Origin of the sequence: Emticicia aquatilis, assembly GCF_014644295.1 — a bacterium.
Classification (GTDB): domain Bacteria; phylum Bacteroidota; class Bacteroidia; order Cytophagales; family Spirosomataceae; genus Emticicia; species Emticicia aquatilis.
In genome coordinates this window covers 123,543-144,338 of the sequence record NZ_BMKK01000007.1, presented here as the reverse complement: position 1 = coordinate 144,338, position 20,796 = coordinate 123,543, and the positions used below count along the sequence as shown (strand labels likewise).

19 protein-coding genes and 1 tRNA gene are annotated in these 20,796 nt (G+C 38.9%); 6 read left to right on the top strand and 14 right to left on the bottom strand.

Annotated elements, in window-relative coordinates:
* Positions 1–51: 51 nt before the first annotated feature.
* Together rnpA and rpmH are read right to left on the bottom strand one after the other, a co-directional pair.
* Positions 52–441 carry a ribonuclease P protein component gene (rnpA, locus tag IEX65_RS17690; RefSeq protein WP_188767826.1) on the bottom strand — a complete coding sequence of 130 codons (390 nt, stop codon included), beginning with the start codon at positions 439–441 and terminating at the stop codon, positions 52–54.
* Positions 442–588: 147 nt separating this feature from the next.
* Positions 589–744: a 50S ribosomal protein L34 gene (gene rpmH / locus IEX65_RS17685; protein WP_015029776.1), complete on the bottom strand. Its 156-nt coding sequence runs from the start codon at positions 742–744 to the stop codon at positions 589–591.
* 97 nt (positions 745–841) lie between these two features.
* Between rpmH and IEX65_RS17680 the strand changes: the two genes are divergently transcribed.
* Positions 842–2,290, top strand: coding sequence for a M61 family metallopeptidase (locus IEX65_RS17680; protein ID WP_188767825.1), 1,449 nt, complete (start codon positions 842–844; stop codon positions 2,288–2,290).
* Between the two features lie 52 nt (positions 2,291–2,342).
* Positions 2,343–2,750, top strand: a complete 408-nt coding sequence (locus IEX65_RS17675) for an acyl-CoA thioesterase (RefSeq protein ID WP_188767824.1) — start codon at positions 2,343–2,345, stop codon at positions 2,748–2,750.
* A gap of 87 nt (positions 2,751–2,837) precedes the next feature.
* On the opposite strand, the gene IEX65_RS17670 is transcribed toward IEX65_RS17675, so the two are convergent.
* Positions 2,838–4,487 (bottom strand): amidase, encoded by a 1,650-nt coding sequence (locus IEX65_RS17670; protein ID WP_188767823.1) that lies wholly within the window; start codon positions 4,485–4,487, stop codon positions 2,838–2,840.
* A 128-nt stretch (positions 4,488–4,615) separates the two neighbouring features.
* On the opposite strand from IEX65_RS17670, the gene IEX65_RS17665 reads away from it, so the two are divergent.
* A complete protein-coding gene (locus IEX65_RS17665) occupies positions 4,616–5,845 on the top strand; it encodes a M20/M25/M40 family metallo-hydrolase (protein WP_188767822.1) in 1,230 nt (409 codons plus the stop codon).
* A 53-nt stretch (positions 5,846–5,898) separates the two neighbouring features.
* Here the strand turns inward: IEX65_RS17665 and IEX65_RS17660 are convergent, their stop codons facing one another.
* Complete coding sequence (locus tag IEX65_RS17660; RefSeq protein WP_188767820.1) at positions 5,899–7,701, bottom strand: DNA polymerase III subunit gamma/tau; 1,803 nt, start codon at positions 7,699–7,701, stop codon at positions 5,899–5,901.
* Positions 7,702–7,795: 94 nt separating this feature from the next.
* Here IEX65_RS17660 and IEX65_RS17655 point away from each other — a divergent pair, with 94 nt between their 5' ends.
* Entirely contained in the window at positions 7,796–8,170 is a 375-nt protein-coding gene (locus IEX65_RS17655) for a VOC family protein (RefSeq protein WP_188767818.1), read from the top strand.
* A 197-nt stretch (positions 8,171–8,367) separates the two neighbouring features.
* Here IEX65_RS17655 and IEX65_RS17650 read toward each other — a convergent pair whose 3' ends face one another.
* The 9 genes from IEX65_RS17650 to IEX65_RS17610 form a co-directional block, all read right to left on the bottom strand.
* Entirely contained in the window at positions 8,368–8,904 is a 537-nt protein-coding gene (locus IEX65_RS17650) for a DNA polymerase III subunit psi (protein ID WP_188767815.1), read from the bottom strand.
* A 133-nt stretch (positions 8,905–9,037) separates the two neighbouring features.
* Positions 9,038–10,303 carry an adenylosuccinate synthase gene (locus IEX65_RS17645; protein WP_188767813.1) on the bottom strand — a complete coding sequence of 422 codons (1,266 nt, stop codon included), beginning with the start codon at positions 10,301–10,303 and terminating at the stop codon, positions 9,038–9,040.
* Between the two features lie 115 nt (positions 10,304–10,418).
* Complete coding sequence (locus tag IEX65_RS17640; RefSeq protein WP_188767812.1) at positions 10,419–10,886, bottom strand: Fur family transcriptional regulator; 468 nt, start codon at positions 10,884–10,886, stop codon at positions 10,419–10,421.
* A 196-nt stretch (positions 10,887–11,082) separates the two neighbouring features.
* A complete protein-coding gene (locus IEX65_RS17635) occupies positions 11,083–11,445 on the bottom strand; it encodes an SxtJ family membrane protein (RefSeq protein WP_188767810.1) in 363 nt (120 codons plus the stop codon).
* Positions 11,446–11,595: a DUF5989 family protein gene (locus IEX65_RS17630; protein ID WP_188767808.1), complete on the bottom strand. Its 150-nt coding sequence runs from the start codon at positions 11,593–11,595 to the stop codon at positions 11,446–11,448.
* 79 nt (positions 11,596–11,674) lie between these two features.
* The gene (locus IEX65_RS17625) at positions 11,675–13,540 is read right to left on the bottom strand and encodes a carbamoyltransferase family protein (RefSeq protein WP_188767806.1); all 1,866 of its coding nucleotides are present in this window, start codon (positions 13,538–13,540) and stop codon (positions 11,675–11,677) included.
* 95 nt (positions 13,541–13,635) lie between these two features.
* Positions 13,636–14,157, bottom strand: a complete 522-nt coding sequence (locus tag IEX65_RS17620; protein ID WP_188767805.1) for a hypothetical protein — start codon at positions 14,155–14,157, stop codon at positions 13,636–13,638.
* A 95-nt stretch (positions 14,158–14,252) separates the two neighbouring features.
* Positions 14,253–14,777 carry a hypothetical protein gene (locus IEX65_RS17615; RefSeq protein ID WP_188767803.1) on the bottom strand — a complete coding sequence of 175 codons (525 nt, stop codon included), beginning with the start codon at positions 14,775–14,777 and terminating at the stop codon, positions 14,253–14,255.
* 57 nt (positions 14,778–14,834) lie between these two features.
* Positions 14,835–17,078: a RelA/SpoT family protein gene (locus tag IEX65_RS17610; RefSeq protein WP_188768052.1), complete on the bottom strand. Its 2,244-nt coding sequence runs from the start codon at positions 17,076–17,078 to the stop codon at positions 14,835–14,837.
* A gap of 286 nt (positions 17,079–17,364) precedes the next feature.
* Here IEX65_RS17610 and IEX65_RS17605 point away from each other — a divergent pair.
* Together IEX65_RS17605 and IEX65_RS17600 are read left to right on the top strand one after the other, a co-directional pair.
* Positions 17,365–17,446, top strand: a tRNA-Leu gene (locus IEX65_RS17605).
* Between the two features lie 243 nt (positions 17,447–17,689).
* A complete protein-coding gene (locus IEX65_RS17600) occupies positions 17,690–19,033 on the top strand; it encodes a trigger factor (RefSeq protein ID WP_188767801.1) in 1,344 nt (447 codons plus the stop codon).
* 137 nt (positions 19,034–19,170) lie between these two features.
* On the opposite strand, the gene gpmI is transcribed toward IEX65_RS17600, so the two are convergent.
* Positions 19,171–20,733 (bottom strand): 2,3-bisphosphoglycerate-independent phosphoglycerate mutase, encoded by a 1,563-nt coding sequence (gene gpmI, locus IEX65_RS17595; protein WP_188767799.1) that lies wholly within the window; start codon positions 20,731–20,733, stop codon positions 19,171–19,173.
* Between the last annotated feature and the right edge of the window lie 63 nt (positions 20,734–20,796).

The window sequence follows — 20,796 nt, the reverse complement described above, 5'->3', positions numbered from 1 at the left end:
CTATCAAAGATAAAAAGACTTTTGGCTTTTTAAGTAACATTCGCCCAATTTTTACTTAACGGTACCCATCTTCTTCAAGGCACTTTTCATACCTTTTTCGATGGCTTTATAATCTTCGATTCCTTTACCGATGTAGATAAATGCAATATTGAAATTTCCTGTAAGTAGTTGTTTATGAAGGCGATAGGCCTCACGCATTCGGCGACGAATGAGGTTACGGTCAACGGCGTGCTTAAACTGCCGCTTCGGAACGGAGAATAAAACTTGGGTAGAAGTTTGAGAAGAAATCACACCATCAATCTCGACTGATGGCTGAGGCTGAAAAACCACACGCATCGGGTACGAAAATACACCTCCATTGGCAGAATTCTTTCTGTCAAAAAGGTTTTCGATTACCTTCACACTGCAAAGACGCTCGTCTTTTTTAAATGTTTTTTTCATGTGGAGCGAACTTCCAGTTCGCATTTATGAATTTTAGTAATTTACGAAGCACAACTTCACTCCAAAATAAAAAAAGCCACCAATAAGGCGGCTCAAATATCTTTATTATCAAATAGATTGATAAAATTTCTATTTCAAGAAAAAATCTTATTTGTGTTTTTTCTCGTCAGATACAGTTAATCTTTTTCTGCCTCTTGCACGGCGTGCTGCCAATACTCTTCTTCCATTAGCAGTTTCCATACGCTCACGGAATCCGTGTTTGTTACGACGCTTTCTATTTGATGGTTGGAATGTCCTTTTCATTATATTTTTGTTATTTTTGTTCTTGGAATCTTAAATTCGGGAGTGCAAAAGTACTACTATTTTTTAAAACCACAAAATCCTTACGAAAAAAAACTGTATGAACTACAAAATATATTCAAAAAATAAGGTTTCTCACTTCATTGATATCGAATGTAGCGTCGAAAACATTCAAACTGATGAAATTGAGCTTCAATTACCCGCATGGCGACCTGGCCGCTATGAACTCCAAAATTTTGCCAAAAACATTCAGATTTTTGAAGTTTTTGATGAAAAAGGCCAAAAATTACCGACATCAAAAATAACCAAAGACCGCTGGAAAGTACAAACCAACGGAACGAGAAATATCACAGCAAAATATAATTACTACGCTAATTTAGTGAATGCAGGAAGCAGTTTTGTTGATGAAAACATTTTGTACGTAAACCCCGTAAACTTGTGTATCTATGCCGAAGGCCACATCAACGAACCATGTACCTTAGAGCTACACAAAGCTGAGAATCAGAAAATTGCAGGATTAAATAACCAACAAAAATTGGATAATAACCGAGTAAGCATAGCTTTCAATGATTTTTATCATTTGGCCGACTCTCCGTTTATTGTCAGCTCAAATCTGAAACATGACTTTTATGAGGTCGGAAAAATAAAATTCAATATTTGGTTTGAAGGGAATTTTTCAAGAGAAAATTTGGGTAGAATCAGAACTGATTTCAAGAAGTTTACCGAAGAGCAAATCAAACTTTTTGGCGAGTTTCCCGAAAAAGAATATCACTTCATCACTTGGATTTTGCCCGTACCCTACTATCACGGTGTAGAGCATCGGAGTTCTACCATGCAAGTTTTGGGTCCAGATAGCCAAGACTTTGACGGTTCGCCGCCCGAAGAACTTTACATTGATTTACTCGGTTTGGCTTCGCACGAACTTTTCCATACTTGGAATATCTGTAAACTTCGCCCAACAGAGCTTCTTCCCTACGATTATACGAAAGAAAATTATTTCCCGACTTGCTTTGTGGCCGAAGGCGTAACAACCTATTACGGAGATTTGATGCTCTACCGTTCGGGCGTTTTCAACCAAACTCAGTACCTCAAAGAACTCGAAACTTATTACAAACGCCACTTCGACCACGCTGACCGTGCCTCACAATCGCTCGTCGAATCTTCGTGGGATTTGTGGCTTGATGGTTACAGCCAAAGCATTCCCGACCGCAAAGTTTCGGTGTATCATAAGGGAGCGATAGCCGCTCAGATTTTAGATTTACATATCCAACGAGTATCGCACAAAACTCGCTCGATTGATAATGTGATGCAAATCTTGTGGAAACGTTTCGGAGCTTCAGAAAACGGCACGCCATTGAAAGGCTACACCATGCAAGATTACAAAGATATTTGTGAGGAAGTAGCCGAAGAATCACTCGACTGGTATTTTGAAAAGTGTATTCTCGGCACCGAATCTCTTTTTGATTTAATAAATCATTATCTGAAAGACATTGATTTACATATTACTCGAAACGAAGAGAACTTAGTACAATTAGAAATCCTAAGCTAAACATTACCCAAAACATTCTCAATTCTACATTATTCATTATCAATTAAAATAAATGTATTCATTCGATTATAATTACCGAGTCCGCTACGCCGACATCGACCAAATGGGCTATATGTATTACGGAAACTACGCCAAACTCTACGAAATTGGCCGTGTAGAAGCCCTACGTTCGTTGGGTTTGCGTTACCGAGACTTGGAAGAAACAGGAATCATTATGCCTGTTTACGAAAACAAATCTCGCTTTATTTCTCCAGCCAAATACGATGATTTAGTAACTATTCGAGTGATTATTAAAGAGTTACCGAAGGTAAGAATAGTATTTAATTACGAAATCTACGACGAGCAGCAAACGCTCTTACACACTGGCGAAACCACATTGGTCTTTGTAAGAACATCCAATAATCGAATTGCCACTTGTCCAAAGGAAATTACGGATAGATTACTACCTTTTTTCCAGTAGAGCAATTTTCTAAATTGCGTAAAACAAATGAGCCACCTCAAAAAAGAAGTGGCTCATTTTTAGTAAGTAATAATACGGAGAATTGTTTTACAATTTTGGATGTCTTTTATGGAAATCTGTTGCATCTTGGTAAGCTTTGGCAACTTGCAAAAGCTTCGCTTCGCCAAATAATTTACCCATAAATGTAATACTCAAAGGACGACCTTCCGCACGGAAACCATTCGGTAAAACCACACACGGATGCCCAGTTAGATTTGTCATAGTTAGGTTTTTGCTAAACGATGGCGTGACGTACACATCAAATCCTTTCAAGGTTTTATCTAATTCTTGAATCAACAAGGTACGGTGGCGATTGGCCTGTAAATACTCAACCGCAGGCACAAATCGAGCCGAACGGAAAGCATTTGGCCAAGCATTTTTGTTTTGTCTGACCATCAAATCATCTTTGCCTGAGCGAGTCAAATCATCAAAAGCAGCAGCAGCCTCTACACCCAGCAAAAAGCTAATTTCGTTTGATGGCAAAGTAGGTAATTCAATCGGAACCAACTCAGCACCGAGTTTTTTGAGCGTAACTAAAGTAAGCGAATCAGTTGTTTTGTTGGGGTATCGTCGCTCAAAATCACTTTTTACGTACGCTATTTTCATGCCTTTGATACCTTTCGTTCCGTCATAGTTAAACGGAGCTTTCATACAAGTAAAATCCTGATTATCAACTCCTTGAATTACGTTTTGTACGATTGCACAATCTTCAACAGTTCGGCAAATTGGCCCCAACTTATCCATACTCCAACTCAAAGCCATTGCACCCGTGCGAGGTACACGTCCGAAAGTTGGACGTAAACCCGTAGTTCCGCACTCAGTAGAAGGCGATACTATCGAACCCAGTGTTTCGCTACCAATAGCAAAAGGTAACAGTCCAGCCGAGACCGAAGATGCCGAACCTGCAGACGAGCCACTCGAACCACGCTTCAAATCCCACGGATTAAGGGTTTTTCCACCAAACCAAACATCACCCATGGCCAATTCTCCCAACGTTAATTTCGCACAAAGCACCGCTCCTGCTTGTTCCAAACGCTGAATCACCGTGGCGTCTTTATCAATCATTTGGTCTTTATACGGTACCGAACCCCAAGTAGTTTTATAACCTTTTACCGCCAACAAATCTTTCGCACCGTACGGAATTCCGTGCAGAAATCCACGGTATTTTCCTGCCTTAATCTCGGCATCGGCTTGAGCGGCTTGTTTGAGTGCCAAATCTTCGGTAAGCGTAACTACGCAATGCAGTTGAGTATCATATTTTTTTAATCTTTCCAGAAAAAACTTTGTTAATTCTACCGAAGTGATTTGTTTGGTTTTGAGCAACTCACCCAATTCTCGAACCGAATAAAACGCTAAATCTTCACGATTCGCAGGTAACTTTACAGCAGAAATCTGCGAAGCCTTGAATGGCAAATAGTTCTTTTCAAACTCAAAACCCACAGGAAGTGGATTGAAATATAGAGCTGGCGAAACGCTATTGTCAAGTGGCACTTTTCGCATAGCTTCAAAATCTTTCTGATTATCTCGCAAATCATTGAGCATCGAGTCAGCCTCGGCATCGGTAAAATCGAATCCCAAGATTTTTTCAGCTTGGTTAATTACATCAACTGTCAAAGGCGGATTTTCGACAACTTTTGTGATAAATGCACCAAGGCCAAGCGATAACACACAGGCAATAGGAAGGATAAGTTTTTTCATGTTTATTGATGAGTTAAGTCACTAATTTACTAAAAGTTTGGTTTGAGAAAATGAGTTTTTAGTTTTTTATTAGTAGAACTAATTTGTGAGTATATTTGATTTTCAGTTTATCAACAAAATATCAATCAATGAAAAAAATATTTTTATCATTCGTTCTAATCGCAGCTCTAACAGACGCGGGAAGGGCTTTCGCACAAACACCGAGCAGTATTCAAAAACATATTAATTATTTAGCATCCGATAAACTTGAAGGACGTGGAACAGGGACAGAAGGAGGAAAAACAGCCGCTAAATATTTAGAAAAACAATTCAAAAAGATTGGCTTGAAACCCTACGGCGATAAAGGGACTTACCTACAAGAATTTCCTGCAAAAAAGGGTTTACCACCTAATGTTAGCTACGTGCAAGCGACCAATGTTGTCGGTTTTTTGGATAATGGTTCGGAAAAAACCATCATCATTGGAGCTCATTACGACCATCTCGGCAAAGGCGACCAAGGGAGTTCGCTCGAAGCAAATTCGGTTGGGAGCATCCACAACGGAGCCGATGATAATGCCTCTGGAACGGCTGGTTTGATAGAAATGGCTAAGTTTTACGCTAAAAACAAAATCAAGGAAAAACATAATTTCTTATTCATTGGTTTTTCGGGCGAAGAATTGGGTCTGATTGGCTCAAAATATTACGCAGATAATGCAACAATCGACTTAAAATCAGTTAATTGTATGGTAAATATGGATATGATTGGGCGTTATCGTGAAGATAAAGGCTTAACAATTGGTGGTTGGGGAACGAGTAGTTTTTGGGGAAAGAATATCCCACAACTGGCTATGAATCAGGGAGTTAAATATAATGTCGACTCAGCAGGAGTTGGTCCATCTGACCATACTTCTTTCTATCTCAAAAACCTTCCAGTGCTGTTTTTCTTTACTGGAGCTCACCAGGAATACCACAAACCAAGCGATGATGCGAATCTGATTAATGCCGAAGGCGAAGTAAAAGTTTTAGATTTAGCAAAAAGTATTATTGAGAAAATAGAAGAATCTCCGAAACTTGATTTTATACAAGTGGCCAATAACCCACATGCAGGAAATGCCCGCAGTAGTTTTAAGGTAACAATGGGAATTATTCCAGACTATGCTTATGACAAAGTAGGCGTAAGAATTGATGGAGTGACCAAAGGCCGCCCAGCCGAAATAGCAGGTATCCAAGCGGGTGATGTTATTATGAAACTCGGAGATAACGCAACCACTGATGTACAAGAATACATGAAAGCACTCGGAAAATTTGAAAAAGGCCAAACAATTGATGCCGAAGTGAAACGAGGAGCAGAAAAGCTGATTTTGAAGATTACTTTTTGAAACTTAATTAACGTCGGCATGGTTTTGAACCATGCCGACGTTAAAAGATTTTATCAGAACACCAATTCCAGCCCCAATTTATCTCTCAATTCCAATAAAGCTGGGTTTTTATTGGCTAAATATTCAAATTTTTCTTGGGCTGTATATGGCCTACGTTCGGTGGTGGTCTCAACAATTTCGGCTACTATCTGAATCGAAGCATTTCTTAATCGCTGACGCAAAAATGTGGCTAAATCTTGCTTCATTTGCGTGAGCGTATCCATCTGAATTTGGTTATCTAACTGCAACTTAAAGGTTGTTCCTTCTAAGATAAACTCTCGTTTGAGCATTACCCTTAGGGTTTCTAAGTCACTTTCGTTGGCAAATGCAAACAAGGCTTGTTGTGCAGCTTCATACGTAAAAGCATCACTATAATTTGGCAAAGCTGGCTCATTATCAACACTTTGCACATCAGTTTTTGGATTAAAAACCGATGTTTCGATATCAACCGTAGAACGCAACTTTGAAGAAGCCATCGAAGGACGAGCAGTAGGCTGTACGCTCGGTGCGGGACTTGGCACAGTCGGAGTAACTGGCCTTGCGGGCATAGCAGGAATCGACTGTACATAACTTGGTTGTGCCTGTGAGGTGGTAGTTGGTGTAGCCGCAGCCACAACCGATTTTTGTTCCGAACTCTCAGCCCTCACGGGCGTTGACGAAACTACTGAATTGCTATTTTTTTTTTCGTCCCCGTTGTTGGGTAGCTCACTCAAATTCAAAACTTGATTAATCTGTGAGAGTTTCATCAAACCAATTTCAACGTGTAAACGCTGATTTTTGGCCGATTTATAATTGATATCAAGCTGACTACCAATACTTAATGAAGAAAAAATATAACCCAACGATAACTTTGCCGACTGCTCAACGTATCGCTGCTGAATAGATTCGGCTACCTGCAAAAGTTTCACCGTTTGCGGGTCTTTACTTACCATGATGTTTCGGAAATGCTCATTCAAACCAACCACAAATTGGTGTCCATCAAAGCCTTTTTCCAAAATCTCGTTATATATTAAAAACGCTTCCGATACATTTCCTGCCGATAAGGCATCGGTCATTCGGAAGTAATAATCATAATCGAGAATATGTAAATTTTCTAAGACAGCCTGATAGGTAAGTCCATTACCCGAAGAAAACGTTACGTTCAAATCAAACATCGAAAGGGCATCACGTAAACCTCCATCAGCCTTTTGAGCAATAAGTTCAAGTGCTTGATAATCAGCTTTTACATTTTCTTTGGTGGCAACACTGGCCAAATGTTCAGCAATATCTTTTATCTGAATACGGTTAAAATCAAAAATCTGACAACGACTCAGAATCGTTGGTAAGATTTTGTGTTTTTCGGTGGTTGCTAAGATAAAAATGGCGTAGCTCGGTGGCTCTTCGAGGGTTTTTAAGAAAGCATTGAAAGCTGCCTGCGAAAGCATGTGAACCTCATCAATGATATAAATCTTATACTTACCCGACTGCGGAGGAAAACGCACTTGGTCGGTCAGATTTCTAATATCTTCAACCGAGTTATTAGAGGCCGCATCGAGTTCGTGAATATTGAAAGAAGCATTATTATTGAAACTCTTGCATGACTCGCACTCGTTGCATGGAGAAATATCTTCGGTGAGATTTTGGCAGTTGATGGTTTTGGCCAAAATTCTGGCACAAGTTGTTTTACCTACACCACGAGGGCCGCAAAACAAAAACGCCTGTGCTAAATGATTCGTGCGAATGGCATTTTGCAAAGTAGTTGTGATGTGCGACTGACCTACAACTGTATCGAAAGTGATAGGGCGGTATTTTCGGGCCGAAACAACAAATTTTTCCATGACGCAAGTTACAAAAAAAATGGAATTTTAAGAGATATTCACGCACAGAATCGTATGATTTATTTACTTTTGTGGCGAAAAACCAACCGACAAAATGACTAACAAACTGACAATAAAGGCATTCAACCACGTAGCTTTACAAATATCTGATATTGAAAAAAGTCGAGTTTTTTACTCAGAAATACTTGGTTTAGAGGAAATTCCTGCCCCAGCTTTTGATTATCCAGTTGTTTGGTTTAGCTTAGGAAACGGCCGAGAAATACATCTGATTGGTAGAAAACCCGAAACTCCATTTACTCCCATAAGAAGTAACCATTTTGCACTTGAAGTAAGCGATATATATTTGGCAGAGAAAATTCTGAAAGAAAATGGAGCGAATTGTTTACCCATTAAATCTCGCCCCGATGGAATTTTGCAGTTATTCCTGACCGACCCTGATGGGAATTTTATTGAACTGTGTCAGATTTGATTAATTCAAACCTCTATATCTTGCGGCAGAGCCGCCCAATATTTGTAGAAATAAAGTTTTTAATGAAACAAGGTGCATCGCACTGTGAAATAGTTCCAGTAATATCTCGGTGCGATGCACCTTACAATCACGATTATTTTGCTAATTTCTACAAATATTTTAGTGCTACGCACTTTTTGTATTGGCAGTAACTTGAATCAATTTCCAAACATCGCCTTCAAGGCTCCCCAAAGGGTCTTTTTCAAATCGAGGTTAGTATCAAGCACACGAAGTTCGTCTGATAGTAAAAAATCAACCCCAGCAACATTTTTAGGTTGATAGATATTAAGTAGAATATTCCAGTTTATTTTACCGAGACCTACACCAAAACTCACAAATTTCTTCGTAACATTCTGTGATAAAAACGACTGATAATCAAGCGTTTGAACTTTGCTCAATTCTACTAAATCAACTTGTTCGAGAGTAAGGCCGATTGCTCCGAGAATTTTCACTAAAAGTGCTTTTTCGGACTCTGAAATCGTGTCGGTCAAAATCAAAACTTGATTTTGGAATTTGAAAGTCGGAATAACTGGCTTGGCCACCTCTCGTGGCGGAATTGGGGCAGGAACTGGTTCTTGCACAACTGCTTTTTGCTCAACAACAGGTTTGGCTTCCACAACTTTGGGGCTTTCGGAAACTACATTTTTGTAGAGTGTTTCGGTACTAAAAAGATAATTGGCAAGATTTGAAGTCATCTTCTTAAAACTTATAAAACAAGTCTACGACTTGTTCCTGTTCGCTACTCACAAGTTGAAAACCTGTGTTACAAAATAAATGTGCCACACTTTTCAGACATGGCACATTTAAAATCAATATGAATTATATTGCTTAACGCAAAATGATTTCTTCACGGTCTGGGCCCGTTGAAATAAAGCTAATCGGTACTTGAAGCTCAGTTTCTAAGTAAGTTACGTAATCAGCTAATTCAGCAGGAATTTGGTCGAATTTACGCATTCCCTCAAGCGAGCAAGCCCAACCTTTGAATGTTTTGTAGATTGGTTCTACATCAGTATCAGTCAAATCAAACGGCATTTGCTCGGTGACAGTACCATCTGGCAAGCGGTAGTGCGTACAAACGTTTACTTCATCTAAGAAATTCAGTACGTCAACTTTCATCATAATCAATTGCGTTACGCCATTGAGCATGATACTGTATTTGAGTGCTGGCAAATCTAACCAACCCGTACGACGAGCTCGGCCAGTAGTTGCTCCAAACTCACGTCCTTCTTGGCGGATTTTCTCTCCGAGTTCGTTATCTAATTCGGTCGGGAATGGGCCACTTCCTACACGTGTGCAATATGCCTTGAAAATTCCGTAAACCTCTCCTACTGTGTTTGGTGCAACGCCCAAACCTGAGCATACACCAGCAGCAGTTGTGTTTGAACTTGTAACGAACGGATACGAACCAAAATCAATATCAAGCAATGAACCTTGAGCACCTTCGGCCAATACTTTTTGTCCGTCTTTCAACGATTGATTGACAACGTATTCGGTATCTTGAAGATTAAATTCTTTCAAAAACTCAAGAGCAGCGAAAAATTCTTTTTCAGCTTCAGTTAGGTCATACTCAAAGTTATGGAAATCTAAGATTTGTGTATGTTTCGCTACTAAGGCTTTATATCTTTCGGTGAAGTTTGGCGAAATAATATCACCTAAACGCAAACCTTGGCGAGCAACTTTATCAGAGTATGCTGGGCCGATACCTTTCAAAGTTGAGCCAATTTTGGCATCACCTTTGGCTTTTTCGTAAGCGGCATCAAGCAAACGGTGAGTTGGAATGATTATGGCAGTTTTCTTAGAAATAACTAAGTTTTTCTTCAAATCAAGGTTATATTTTCCTAAACCATCAATCTCTTTCTTGAAGATAATTGGGTCAAGCACCACACCATTTCCGATAATATTTAAGCAATCGGTGCGGAAAACACCCGATGGAATTTGGTGTAATACGTGTTTATTGCCGTTGAATTCGAGCGTATGACCAGCATTTGGGCCACCTTGAAAACGTGCAACTACTTGATAATCAGGAGCAAGTACATCAACAATTTTGCCTTTGCCTTCATCGCCCCACTGTAAGCCTAAAAGAATATCAACCATTTTTGAATTAAGACGGAGACACCCGTCTGATTAGAATTGAGAATGTAGAATGACCATATTCTACTACTAAAACCTTTATTTTTTACTCGAAAAATCAAAATTCTAAACCTCAGCTTCAAGAAGCTGCTTTATTCTCACAATTTTCTCGTTCACAATTACCATAAAAAATCAGCGAATGGTGCATCACTTTAAACTTTAGCATATCGCCAACCATGTTTTGGATATTCTGTACACGTGGGTCGCAAAACTCCATTACCTTGTGGCAGTCAACACAAATGAGGTGGTCGTGCTGCTTAGAGCCATAAGCCTTTTCGTATTGAGCTAAGTTTTTGCCAAACTGATGTTTTTTCACTAAGTCGCACTCAACCAACAAATCGAGGGTATTATAAACCGTGGCACGGCTTACTTGATATTTCTTATTTTTCATAGAAATATACAAATCTTCTACCTCGAAATGGTCATTTCTTGAGTAAATCTCTTCCAAAATTGCGTATCTTTCGGGCGTCTTACGGAGCAATTTTGTCTCCAAATAAGCCGTAAAAATACTTTTTGCTGATTCAAAATTTGAAGGATTAGAAACCATTTTATTAAATGAGTTTGACTATGATTTTAGGATAAAATTACTAATAAAATACAGAACTTCCATCATTTAAAAACTTATTGCCTCAATTAGCTACGTTTATTTCAATCAATTCTTAAATAAATACCAAAATAGCATACTAACAAAAACGTCGGCATGGATTGTGAACCATGCCGACGTTGGATTTGAGTATAAATCCTTACCAAGTATTTTCTAAGTCTTTAGCAGTGTAAGTATGATTACGCTCATCATAAGCACTACCCGAAAGTTTTTTTAGCTTCAAAGAATCAGTTTTCTTGAAAACTCGCATCAATAAAGCCAACGGAGTCAAGAAAATAAAGAAAATAAGACTCAATAAAATAGTAGAATTTACTCGTCCCAAAATCTCAGCAATTTTGAGCCAAACCCAAGCGATTTTCTCTGCCACAAAGTCAGAAAATACGCCCAAAATGCCTAAAATAAGAGCGGTATTCAATAACCACTTTGATTGTAGAAAGAAATAAAACACCAACAAACCCACGACAATCGTGAGGATGATTTCTTTATTATTTTGTTTTTTCATTTAGAACAACGTGTAAATAAATGGAGCAATAGCCGAACCACCTCCGATTACGATTAATACACCAATCAATAATAGAACTACAATCATGGGCATCAACCACCATTTTTTGCGTTCTTTCAAGAATTTTAAAAGGTCTGATAAAAATTCCATAGATAAGACCCCCATCCCCTAAAGGGGGGTTTAAAATTAAAGTTTTTAAGCACCCCTTCAGGGGATGGGGGTGCTGGGCTTAATCTAACTGATATTCTTCCTTCCACTTTTCAGACTCGGTCCATTGTGGTTGGGTGTTTTTATCGAATATATAATTTCCTACTACCAAGAAATCCATTTCTGTACGCATCAAGCATTTGTAAGCATCTTCGGGCGTACAAACGATTGGTTCTCCACGTACGTTGAAACTCGTGTTTACAATCACGCCGTAGCCCGTTTGTTTCTTAAATTCATTGATAAGTGTCCAATAACGGGGATTAGTTTCAGCATGAACCGTCTGAATACGGGCCGAATAATCAATGTGTGTAATAGATGGCAAATCCGACCGCAAAAAATAGAGTTTTTCCATCATCGGCAAGTTTTCATAACTCGCTGGAAACTTTGTACGACGTTTTTCGGCCACTCCATGCACCAAAAGCATATATGGCGATGGCGTTTCGCACTCAAAATAATCTTGCACATCTTCTGCCAAAACCGATGGAGCGAACGGACGGAAACCTTCACGGTACTTGATTTTCAGGTTTAACTTTTTCTGCATTTCGGGGTTGCGAGCATCACCCAAAATACTTCTTCCACCCAACGCACGAGGGCCAAACTCCATACGTCCTTGAAACCAACCAATTACATTACCTTCGGCCAATAATGAAGCCGTTTTGGCTGCCAGAGCATCAAAATCATCAAAACGCTCGAAAGCAGCGTTGTATTTTCTTGACATTTGTTCTACTTCAAGGTCAGAATACTCAGGCCCTAAGTATGAACCTTTCATGGCATCGAGTTTACTGGTATCAACCTTACGCTCTTGACCAAAATAAATATGATACGCTGCCTGTGCAGCACCTAAAGCACCACCAGCGTCACCCGCTGCGGGCTGAATATATACGTTTTCAAAGATATTTGTCTTTTGCAATTTGCCGTTGGCTACGCAATTTAGGGCAACTCCACCCGCCAAGCAAAGGTTTTTAGAACCTGTCAAACGTTTGGCTTCTCGAGCCATCTTAATTACCACTTCTTCGGTTACCTCTTGAATTGCTAAAGCAAAATCACAGTGAATTTGCTCCAATAAACTCTCTGATTCACGGCGTTTGAAGCCCAATACCTCAGCCCATTTATCGTCATAAACCATTCTTAGGCCCGTAGCATAGCTAAAATATTCTTGATTCAGCCAAACTGAACCATCCTCTTTGATTTCTACGAGTTTGTTTTTGATAATATCTACAAAACGAGCCACTTGCTCGGAGCCATGACTGCCATACGGAGCCAAACCCATGAGTTTATACTCACCCGAATTCACCTTAAAACCACAATAATACGTTACGGCAGAATAAAGAAGCCCCAATGAATGCGGAAAACGCAATTCTTTTAGAATCGTCATATCTTTACCTTTTCCGTAGCAAATCGAAGCGGTTGCCCACTCGCCTACTCCATCAATAGTCAGCACGGCGGCTTCCTCAAATGGAGACGGATAGAATGCACTTGCTCCGTGCGAAAGGTGATGTTCGGGGAAAAGTAGTTTAGCTTTTTTCTTATCGTAATTACCAATTTTTTCCAGCTCTTCGTGCAGCATTCGCTTCAAAAACATCTTCTCTTTCAACCATACAGGAATTGACGTTAGAAAAGACTTTAAGCCTTTAGGCGAAAAACCGTAGTAAGTTTCGAGCAAACGCTCAAATTTCAGGAGAGGTTTATCGTAGAAAACAATAGCATCAATTTTATCGAGGGTAAGACCTGCGTAATCAAGGCAAAACTTTACGGCATTGCTTGGAAATGCAGGGTCGTGTTTGATACGTGTAAATCTTTCTTCTTGTGCTGCGGCAATGACTTCACCATTTTGAATAACAGCAGCGGCTGAGTCATGATAAAATGCAGAAATTCCTAAAATATTCATCTAAACGGTTTACATAAAATTTGTCTAAGCGGGCCGCAAAAATAGCAAAAATATTGCAATTTATATATAAACTTATATTTAAAGAATATGTAAAGTTATTTTAAGGAAATCGAGAAGCCAATGCCATTGGTTTCGGTTAAACCGAATTGAATTTTATTTATATAGCTGGTTTTTGGATTTGACTTTAGCTTGGCGTTATAAATATCAACGGCATGTTGGGCAAGTTCGTTAGATGATTCAACCATACTCAAACCACCCACGACTAAACTTAAACCTATCAGTAATTTAGGTAAACTTCTGATTTTATAATCTACTGGCTCTCCATCAACTATTGCAGTGGCATCTACGCCTTTAAGGGCTACATACGCTAACCCAACACCTCCAACAGCAACTACTGGCCCGATTGGTTTTAGGATATTTGACCACTGATATTTAATTTTGGACTGTTCGGTATTGCTAAATATTTTCGTGAGTTTCCCACTCGAAAGTTTTATCCCATCTTTATAAATATGTGTAGCCAGAAATACCCGTTTGGCATAAAGTGTATCTGGTTTCTGAGCAAAACCATCAAAAAAACTACCACATATAATTAATAAAATAAAGACGCTGTACTTCATTAGAGATATAATAAATTTAGAAAGTGTGTATTGCTTCTATAAGCTACAAAAACAATACATTCATATTTTTTATCAAAGAAAAATACTTCGATAGTTTATTTTAGTAAAACTGAAAATCCAATAGCATTACTCTCGGTTAACCCAAACTGGATTTTATTAATCGCATTGGTTTTCTGGCTCGCTTTGAGCATCGAATTATAGATATCAACCGAATGTCGGGCAAGTTGGTTAGAAGAAGCTATCACACTGCAACCAATCACAAACATACCTACTCCAACCGAAAGTTGAGTCAAACTTATCATTCTATAATTAATTTGTTTGCCTTCAATTGTTGTAATAAAACTCGTTCCTTTGATAGCATAACTTGTAAGTCCAATTCCTCCCATAGCCACCAATGCTCCAACAGGTTTTAGGGCTTTTGACCACTTATATTTTATTTTAGGAGCCCACGTATCCTTAAACAATTCTGTCACTTTTCGATTAGATAATTTTACACTATCATCATAAATATGGGTCGAAAGAAAAACTCTTTTGGCATAAAGAGTATCTTGTTTTTGAGCAAAAACCTGCATACAACTCATACACAAGGCTATCAAGACAAAAATGTTTTTTCTTCTCATACCTCTTGATACGAAAGTGCTTAATCTAATGTTAAGCCATTGTTATAATTTTCGGGGTTATTCAACATCAACTCTCGTTACCTTATTCATGCCTTCTATACCATTTAGTTTTTGCATAAGTGTTTCTAAATGTCGAGTATCTTGTACGTAGAGTTTGATATCTCCCGTAAATATACCATCATTTGTATCAACTGCCAAAGAACGCATATTGATATGTAGTTCGCTTGAGATAACTTTAGATATATCTTGAATCATTCCCATACGGTCAAGTCCATCGAGATGAATACTGGCAACGAAGGCTTTAGCCACTTGCGACGACCAACGTGCTTTAATAACCCGATTGCCGTATTGTGAAAGCAGCTGTTGAGCATTCGGACAAGAATTTCGATGGATTTTGATACCTTCATTGACGGTCAAAAAACCAAAAACATCATCACCCGGAATCGGGCTACAACACTTTGCCAATGTAAAATCAATTTCTTGCAAATCATCTCCAATAAAAAGCGTATCAACTCCCTTTACTTTCTTAAATTCTTTCTCAAAACTCTTGGCATCAATAAAGGCTTTATTATCAAGCTCAATCTTTGCTTGTTTATTGATTCGGGCATCACGGTCAGCTTTAAATTTCTTAATTTCATCGGGCTGAATATAGCCTTTACCGAAACTATAATATAAATCGTTGTAGTCTTTTTTGTTGAAATATGCCCGAAGCTGATTCAGCGTTTCGAGGTTATTTTCAATGCCTAAAATCTTAAATTTCTTTGCAATAATATCTTTTCCGTCACTGAAATAAACTTTGTTTTCTTCCTTCAGTAAGTCTTTGATACGTGCTTTGGCTTTAGAGGTCGTAACGAACCTCAACCAATCTTCCGAAGGCTTCTGATTTTTAGTAGTCAGAATCTCGATTTGGTCGCCGTTTTGCATCACATAACTAATCGGTACTAACTGGCCGTTTACTTTTCCTGCCGTACATTTTCTACCAATATCAGTATGAATTTCAAAGGCAAAGTCCAGAATCGTAGCACCTTTACGCAAAACCTTCAAATCTCCTTTAGGCGTAAAAACAAATACTTCTTCGTTATAGAAATTTCCACGAAAATCCTCCAAAAACTCAATCGCTGATTTATCGCCCGACTCCAATGTTTCACGCACTTGATTTATCCAGCGGTCAAGCGGAGCATCCATCGAAGTATCATTTCCTTTATACTTAAAGTGGGCGGCATAACCACGTTCCGAAATTTCGTCCATGCGTTCGGTACGAATCTGCACCTCAACCCACTGGCCAGTATGGCTCATTACGGTTGTGTGCAGCGATTCATATCCATTGGCTTTGGGAATCGAAATCCAGTCTTTCAAACGGTCAGGATTGGGTTTATACTCGTCAGTAACAATAGAATATGCCTGCCAACACGCCGATTTTTCTTTTTCGGGCTGAACATCTTGGAGAATAATTCGGATAGCAAACAAATCAAAAATATCCTCAAACGCAGTTTTGTGCGTTTTTACTTTATTCCAGATTGAATAAATGTGCTTCGGACGACCCTTAATTAGGAAATTGATACCCGCATCATTGAGTTTTTTCTGAATCGGCTTTATGAAGTTCTCGATGAAACGGTCACGAGTAGCTTTGGTGGTTTTTAGCTTATTAGCTATATCTTTATATATGTCTGGCTCGGTATATTTGAGATACAAATCTTCGAGTTCGGACTTGATTTTATATAAACCTAAGCGGTGAGCCAAAGGTGCATATATAAATATTGTTTCGTGAGCAATTTTAAGCTGTGAATTACGAGCCATGCTTCCGAGCGTACGCATATTATGCAGACGGTCGGCGAGTTTTATCAAAATCACCCTTACATCTTCCGAAAGTGTAAGTAGCATTTTTCTAAAATTCTCGGCTTGTGCCGATGTACCTTGCTCAAAATTACCTCCAATTTTAGTCAAACCATCAATGATACGAGCTACTTTCGGGCCGAATTCTCGCTCAATATCTTTCAATGTCATATCGGTATCTTCGACCACATCGTGCAGCAAAGCACAAATGATAGAAGTAGCACCGAGGCCAATCTCTTCGACACAAATTTGGGCAACTTCAAGCGGATGAAATATATAAGGCTCACCCGACTTTCGTCGCATATCTTTATGAGCCTCCATCGAAATCGTAAAAGCTTTTTTTATTTGCTTGGCATCTTCACCTTTTAAAACTGGTTTTGCTGCCCGAAATAATCGTCGATACCTTGCCAGTATTTCATTGCGTTCTTTTTCTAAATCAATCATTGCCCCTTGCTGACTAACTTCCATTATACTGCTTCCTTCTTGCTCTATCACTGCGACCCTCCTTTATTTTGTTTTGTTGTATTTTCGTAACACTAAGTTAACAAATCGGTTTTTAGGAACAAATTATTTTCTACGATTCATCTTCCGAAACGCTTCTTTTGCGTGACAAAGATTATTTAGATAAAATTTATAAAATATTTTTTAGTTTTAGGTTGACACAATCAAAAAAACTCATTACCTTTGCAGCCCAAATGACAAGAAACGTCTCGAAAAACAAGTTGTTTTTCCGACAATTGCCAGACTGGAAAATGCGGGCGTGGCGAAATTGGTAGACGTGCCAGACTTAGGATCTGGTGCCGCAAGGCGTGGGGGTTCGAGTCCCTTCGCCCGTACGAAAAAACCCTCTGAACCTTGCTTGGTTAGGGGGTTTTTTAAGTTTTAGCAGTTAGCTTTTAGCGATTAGCTTACTTCAGAATTATAGTTTGTTTTTTAAAAACACTTTTTAAGATTCTCAATAAAAAGCTAACGACTAAATAGTTAACCACTAAATGCTTGCAAAGTAAAAATTCTTGTTTTTTCAAAGCTAAAAGCTAATAGCTAAATGCTACGAGCTACAAAATCAAAAATAATCCTCAATGGAAACTACATTAGATAGAATTTCTTCTACCGAAGGCAGATTGAAAGTAACACTCACAGAGGCTGACTACAAGCCAGAGGTTGATAAAAAAATCAAACAATACAGCAAAACTGCTCAAATAAAAGGCTTCCGCCCTGGCATGGTGCCAAAAGAATATATCCAAAAATTACACGGTAAAAGTATCTTAGTTGATGAGGTAATCAACATGGTATCTAAAACTGTGAATGATTATATTTCTACAAACAAATTACGTGTTGTTGGCGACCCAATGCCAGATAATGAAGCTGCACAGAACATCGACTGGGACAACCAAAAAGATTTTACTTTTGAATACCAAATTGGTACTGCTTCTGACTTCACGGTAGATTTATCGAAGATTCCAGCTATCAAAACTTATGATATTGCGGTTTCGGAAGATAAAATCAATGAGGCAATCGAAGATGTGCGTAAGCGTTTCGGAAAAGATGCTGAGGTTGAAGAAGTAGAAGCTGGCGATATGATTTTTGGTACTTTGAAACAAGAGTCTTCGGAATTTGAAGTAAAAGATGCCACTATCCCAACTGACCGTGTGAAAGAAGAATCGGCTCACATTTTCAAAGGTTTAGAAAAAGGAAGTAGCGTGAAATTTGATATTCAATCAATTTTCACGAACACAAAAGATTTAGGTTTTGCTACTGGTAAAACTGAAGAAGAAGCGGCAGCATTGAGCGGTGAGTTTGAATTGACAGTTGAGAAAATTACTCGTGTTGGTGCAGCAGATATCGACCAAGAATTGTTCGATAAAGCTCTTGGACAAGGTAAAGTAAGCAACGAAGAAGAATTTAGAGCTGAAATTGCGAAAATCATTGGCGAAAACTACGCTCGTGAAAGTGAATATTTATTAGATTTTGAAGTTGAAAAAACACTTTTAGATAATATCTCAATCGAACTTCCTGACGAATTCTTAAAAAAATGGTTGTTCAATATCAACGAAGGTAAATTTACTGAAGAAGATATCGAGAAAGACTACGCTGCCTTTGCTAAAGGCTTACGTATGGATTTGATTCGTAATGAAGTTGCTTCAAACAACGAAATCAAATTAGAATTTGCTGATATTTTGGAAGAAGTAAAAGCTGAAATGAGAAATTATTTCGGAGCCTACTCTTACGAAGGTTTGGACGAAATGATTGACCAAATGGCTCGTAAAACTTTGAAAGAAAACAAAGATAATGCTGTTCGTCGTTATACTGACCGTGCATTTGGCAAGAAAGTACGTGAGTTCTTGAAAGCAAACGTTACGGTTGAGAAATCATCAGTAAATGTTGAAGAATTCAACAAAGTTGCTGAAACGGTTTACGCATAATTTTAAGACCACAGTCAACTGACGACGGTCAACAGAATATAACAAAAATCCCCCAAGAGCAAACTCAAGGGGGATTTTTGTTATTTGGTGTTTACGGAAGACTTCGCTTAAAGCGAAGTCTTCCGTTTTGGGTAATTTTAAATCAAAACGTTTCCAGTCATTTCTTTTGGAATTTCCACGCCCATCAATGTCAGAATCGTAGGGGCAATATCACCCAATTTACCATCTTTTACCTCAAAATTGTCAGTTTTGTCAACAATAATACACGGTACAAGATTAAGCGAGTGTTGAGTATTTGGCGTTTTGTCATCGTTAATCATATAATCAGCATTACCGTGGTCGGCAATTACAATAAATGTATAACCATTTTTCAAACCAGTTTCTACCACTTGCTCAAGGCATTTATCAACTGCTTCTACGGCCTCAACAACTGCCGAGAAAACGCCCGTATGACCAACCATATCTGGGTTAGCAAAGTTTAAGCAGATAAAATCTACTTCACCTTTTTCGAGTTCGGGTAAAATGGCATTGTCAATATCAAAAGCGGCCATTTGTGGTTTCAAATCATAAGTAGCCACATCTTTTGGAGATGGACACATTAAACGACTTTCACCCTCGAATGGTTGTTCGTGTCCGCCCGAGAAGAAAAATGTTACGTGAGGATATTTTTCGGTTTCGGCAATACGAATTTGTTTTTTCTTCGCTCGCTCCAAAACTTCACCCAGCGTATTATTTAGGTTGTCTTTTTCGTAAATAACCTTCACATTTTTGTATGTTTCGTCATACATTGTCATGGTTATGTAGTACAAATTCAAGGCTTTCATGCCGAAATCTGGGAAGTCTTTTTGAGTCAAAGCCTCCGTAATTTCACGCCCACGGTCAGTACGGAAATTGAAGCACATCACAACGTCCCCCTCTTCGATTACGGCAACTGGTTTTTCGTCTTCTACGATTACGATTGGTTTCAAAAACTCATCGGTAATGCCTTCGTCATAGAAATCTTGAATTACTTGTGGCAATTCTTCAATCTGAATTTTTACTTCTAAGCCCTCTACGTTTTCGTCAACTGCCGCAATACCATTCACCATGGCATCGTAAGTCATTTTTACACGCTCCCAACGCTTATCTCGGTCCATTGCGTAATAGCGGCCCGTTACCGAAGCCAATTTACCACCTGTTTGCTCAAGTGTTGCTTGAAGCTCAGCCAAGAAACCTTTTCCACTTTTTGGGTCGCAGTCACGGCCATCAGTAAAGGCATGTACGAAAACATCGGTCAAACCATAATCACCAGCGGCTTTGGCAAGACCTTTTACGTGGTCAATGTGTGAGTGAACACCACCATCCGACACCAAACCGATAAAGTGTACTTTCTTGCCATTGGTTTTGGCATATTCAAAAGCATCGACAAGCACTGGCTCTTTTGCCAATTTACCTTCTTCGACCGCTATATTGATTTTTTCTAATTCTTGATAAACTACTCGGCCAGCCCCCAAATTCATGTGACCAACTTCTGAGTTACCCATTTGTCCGTTTGGTAAACCTACGGCACGACCGCAAGCCTCAAGCGTACTATTGGGGTATTCGCTCATGAGTTTTCTGAAATATGGCACATTGGCTGCTTCGATTGCCGAACGCCACTCTTCTCCTTTTTTAGGAATTCCCCATCCATCAAGGATGATTAAAGCTACTTTTTTGTTCATAAGTTAAACCCCTTGCCTCCAGAGAGGAATTTTATTAAAACGAATCGTATGAGGAGGCTCGTG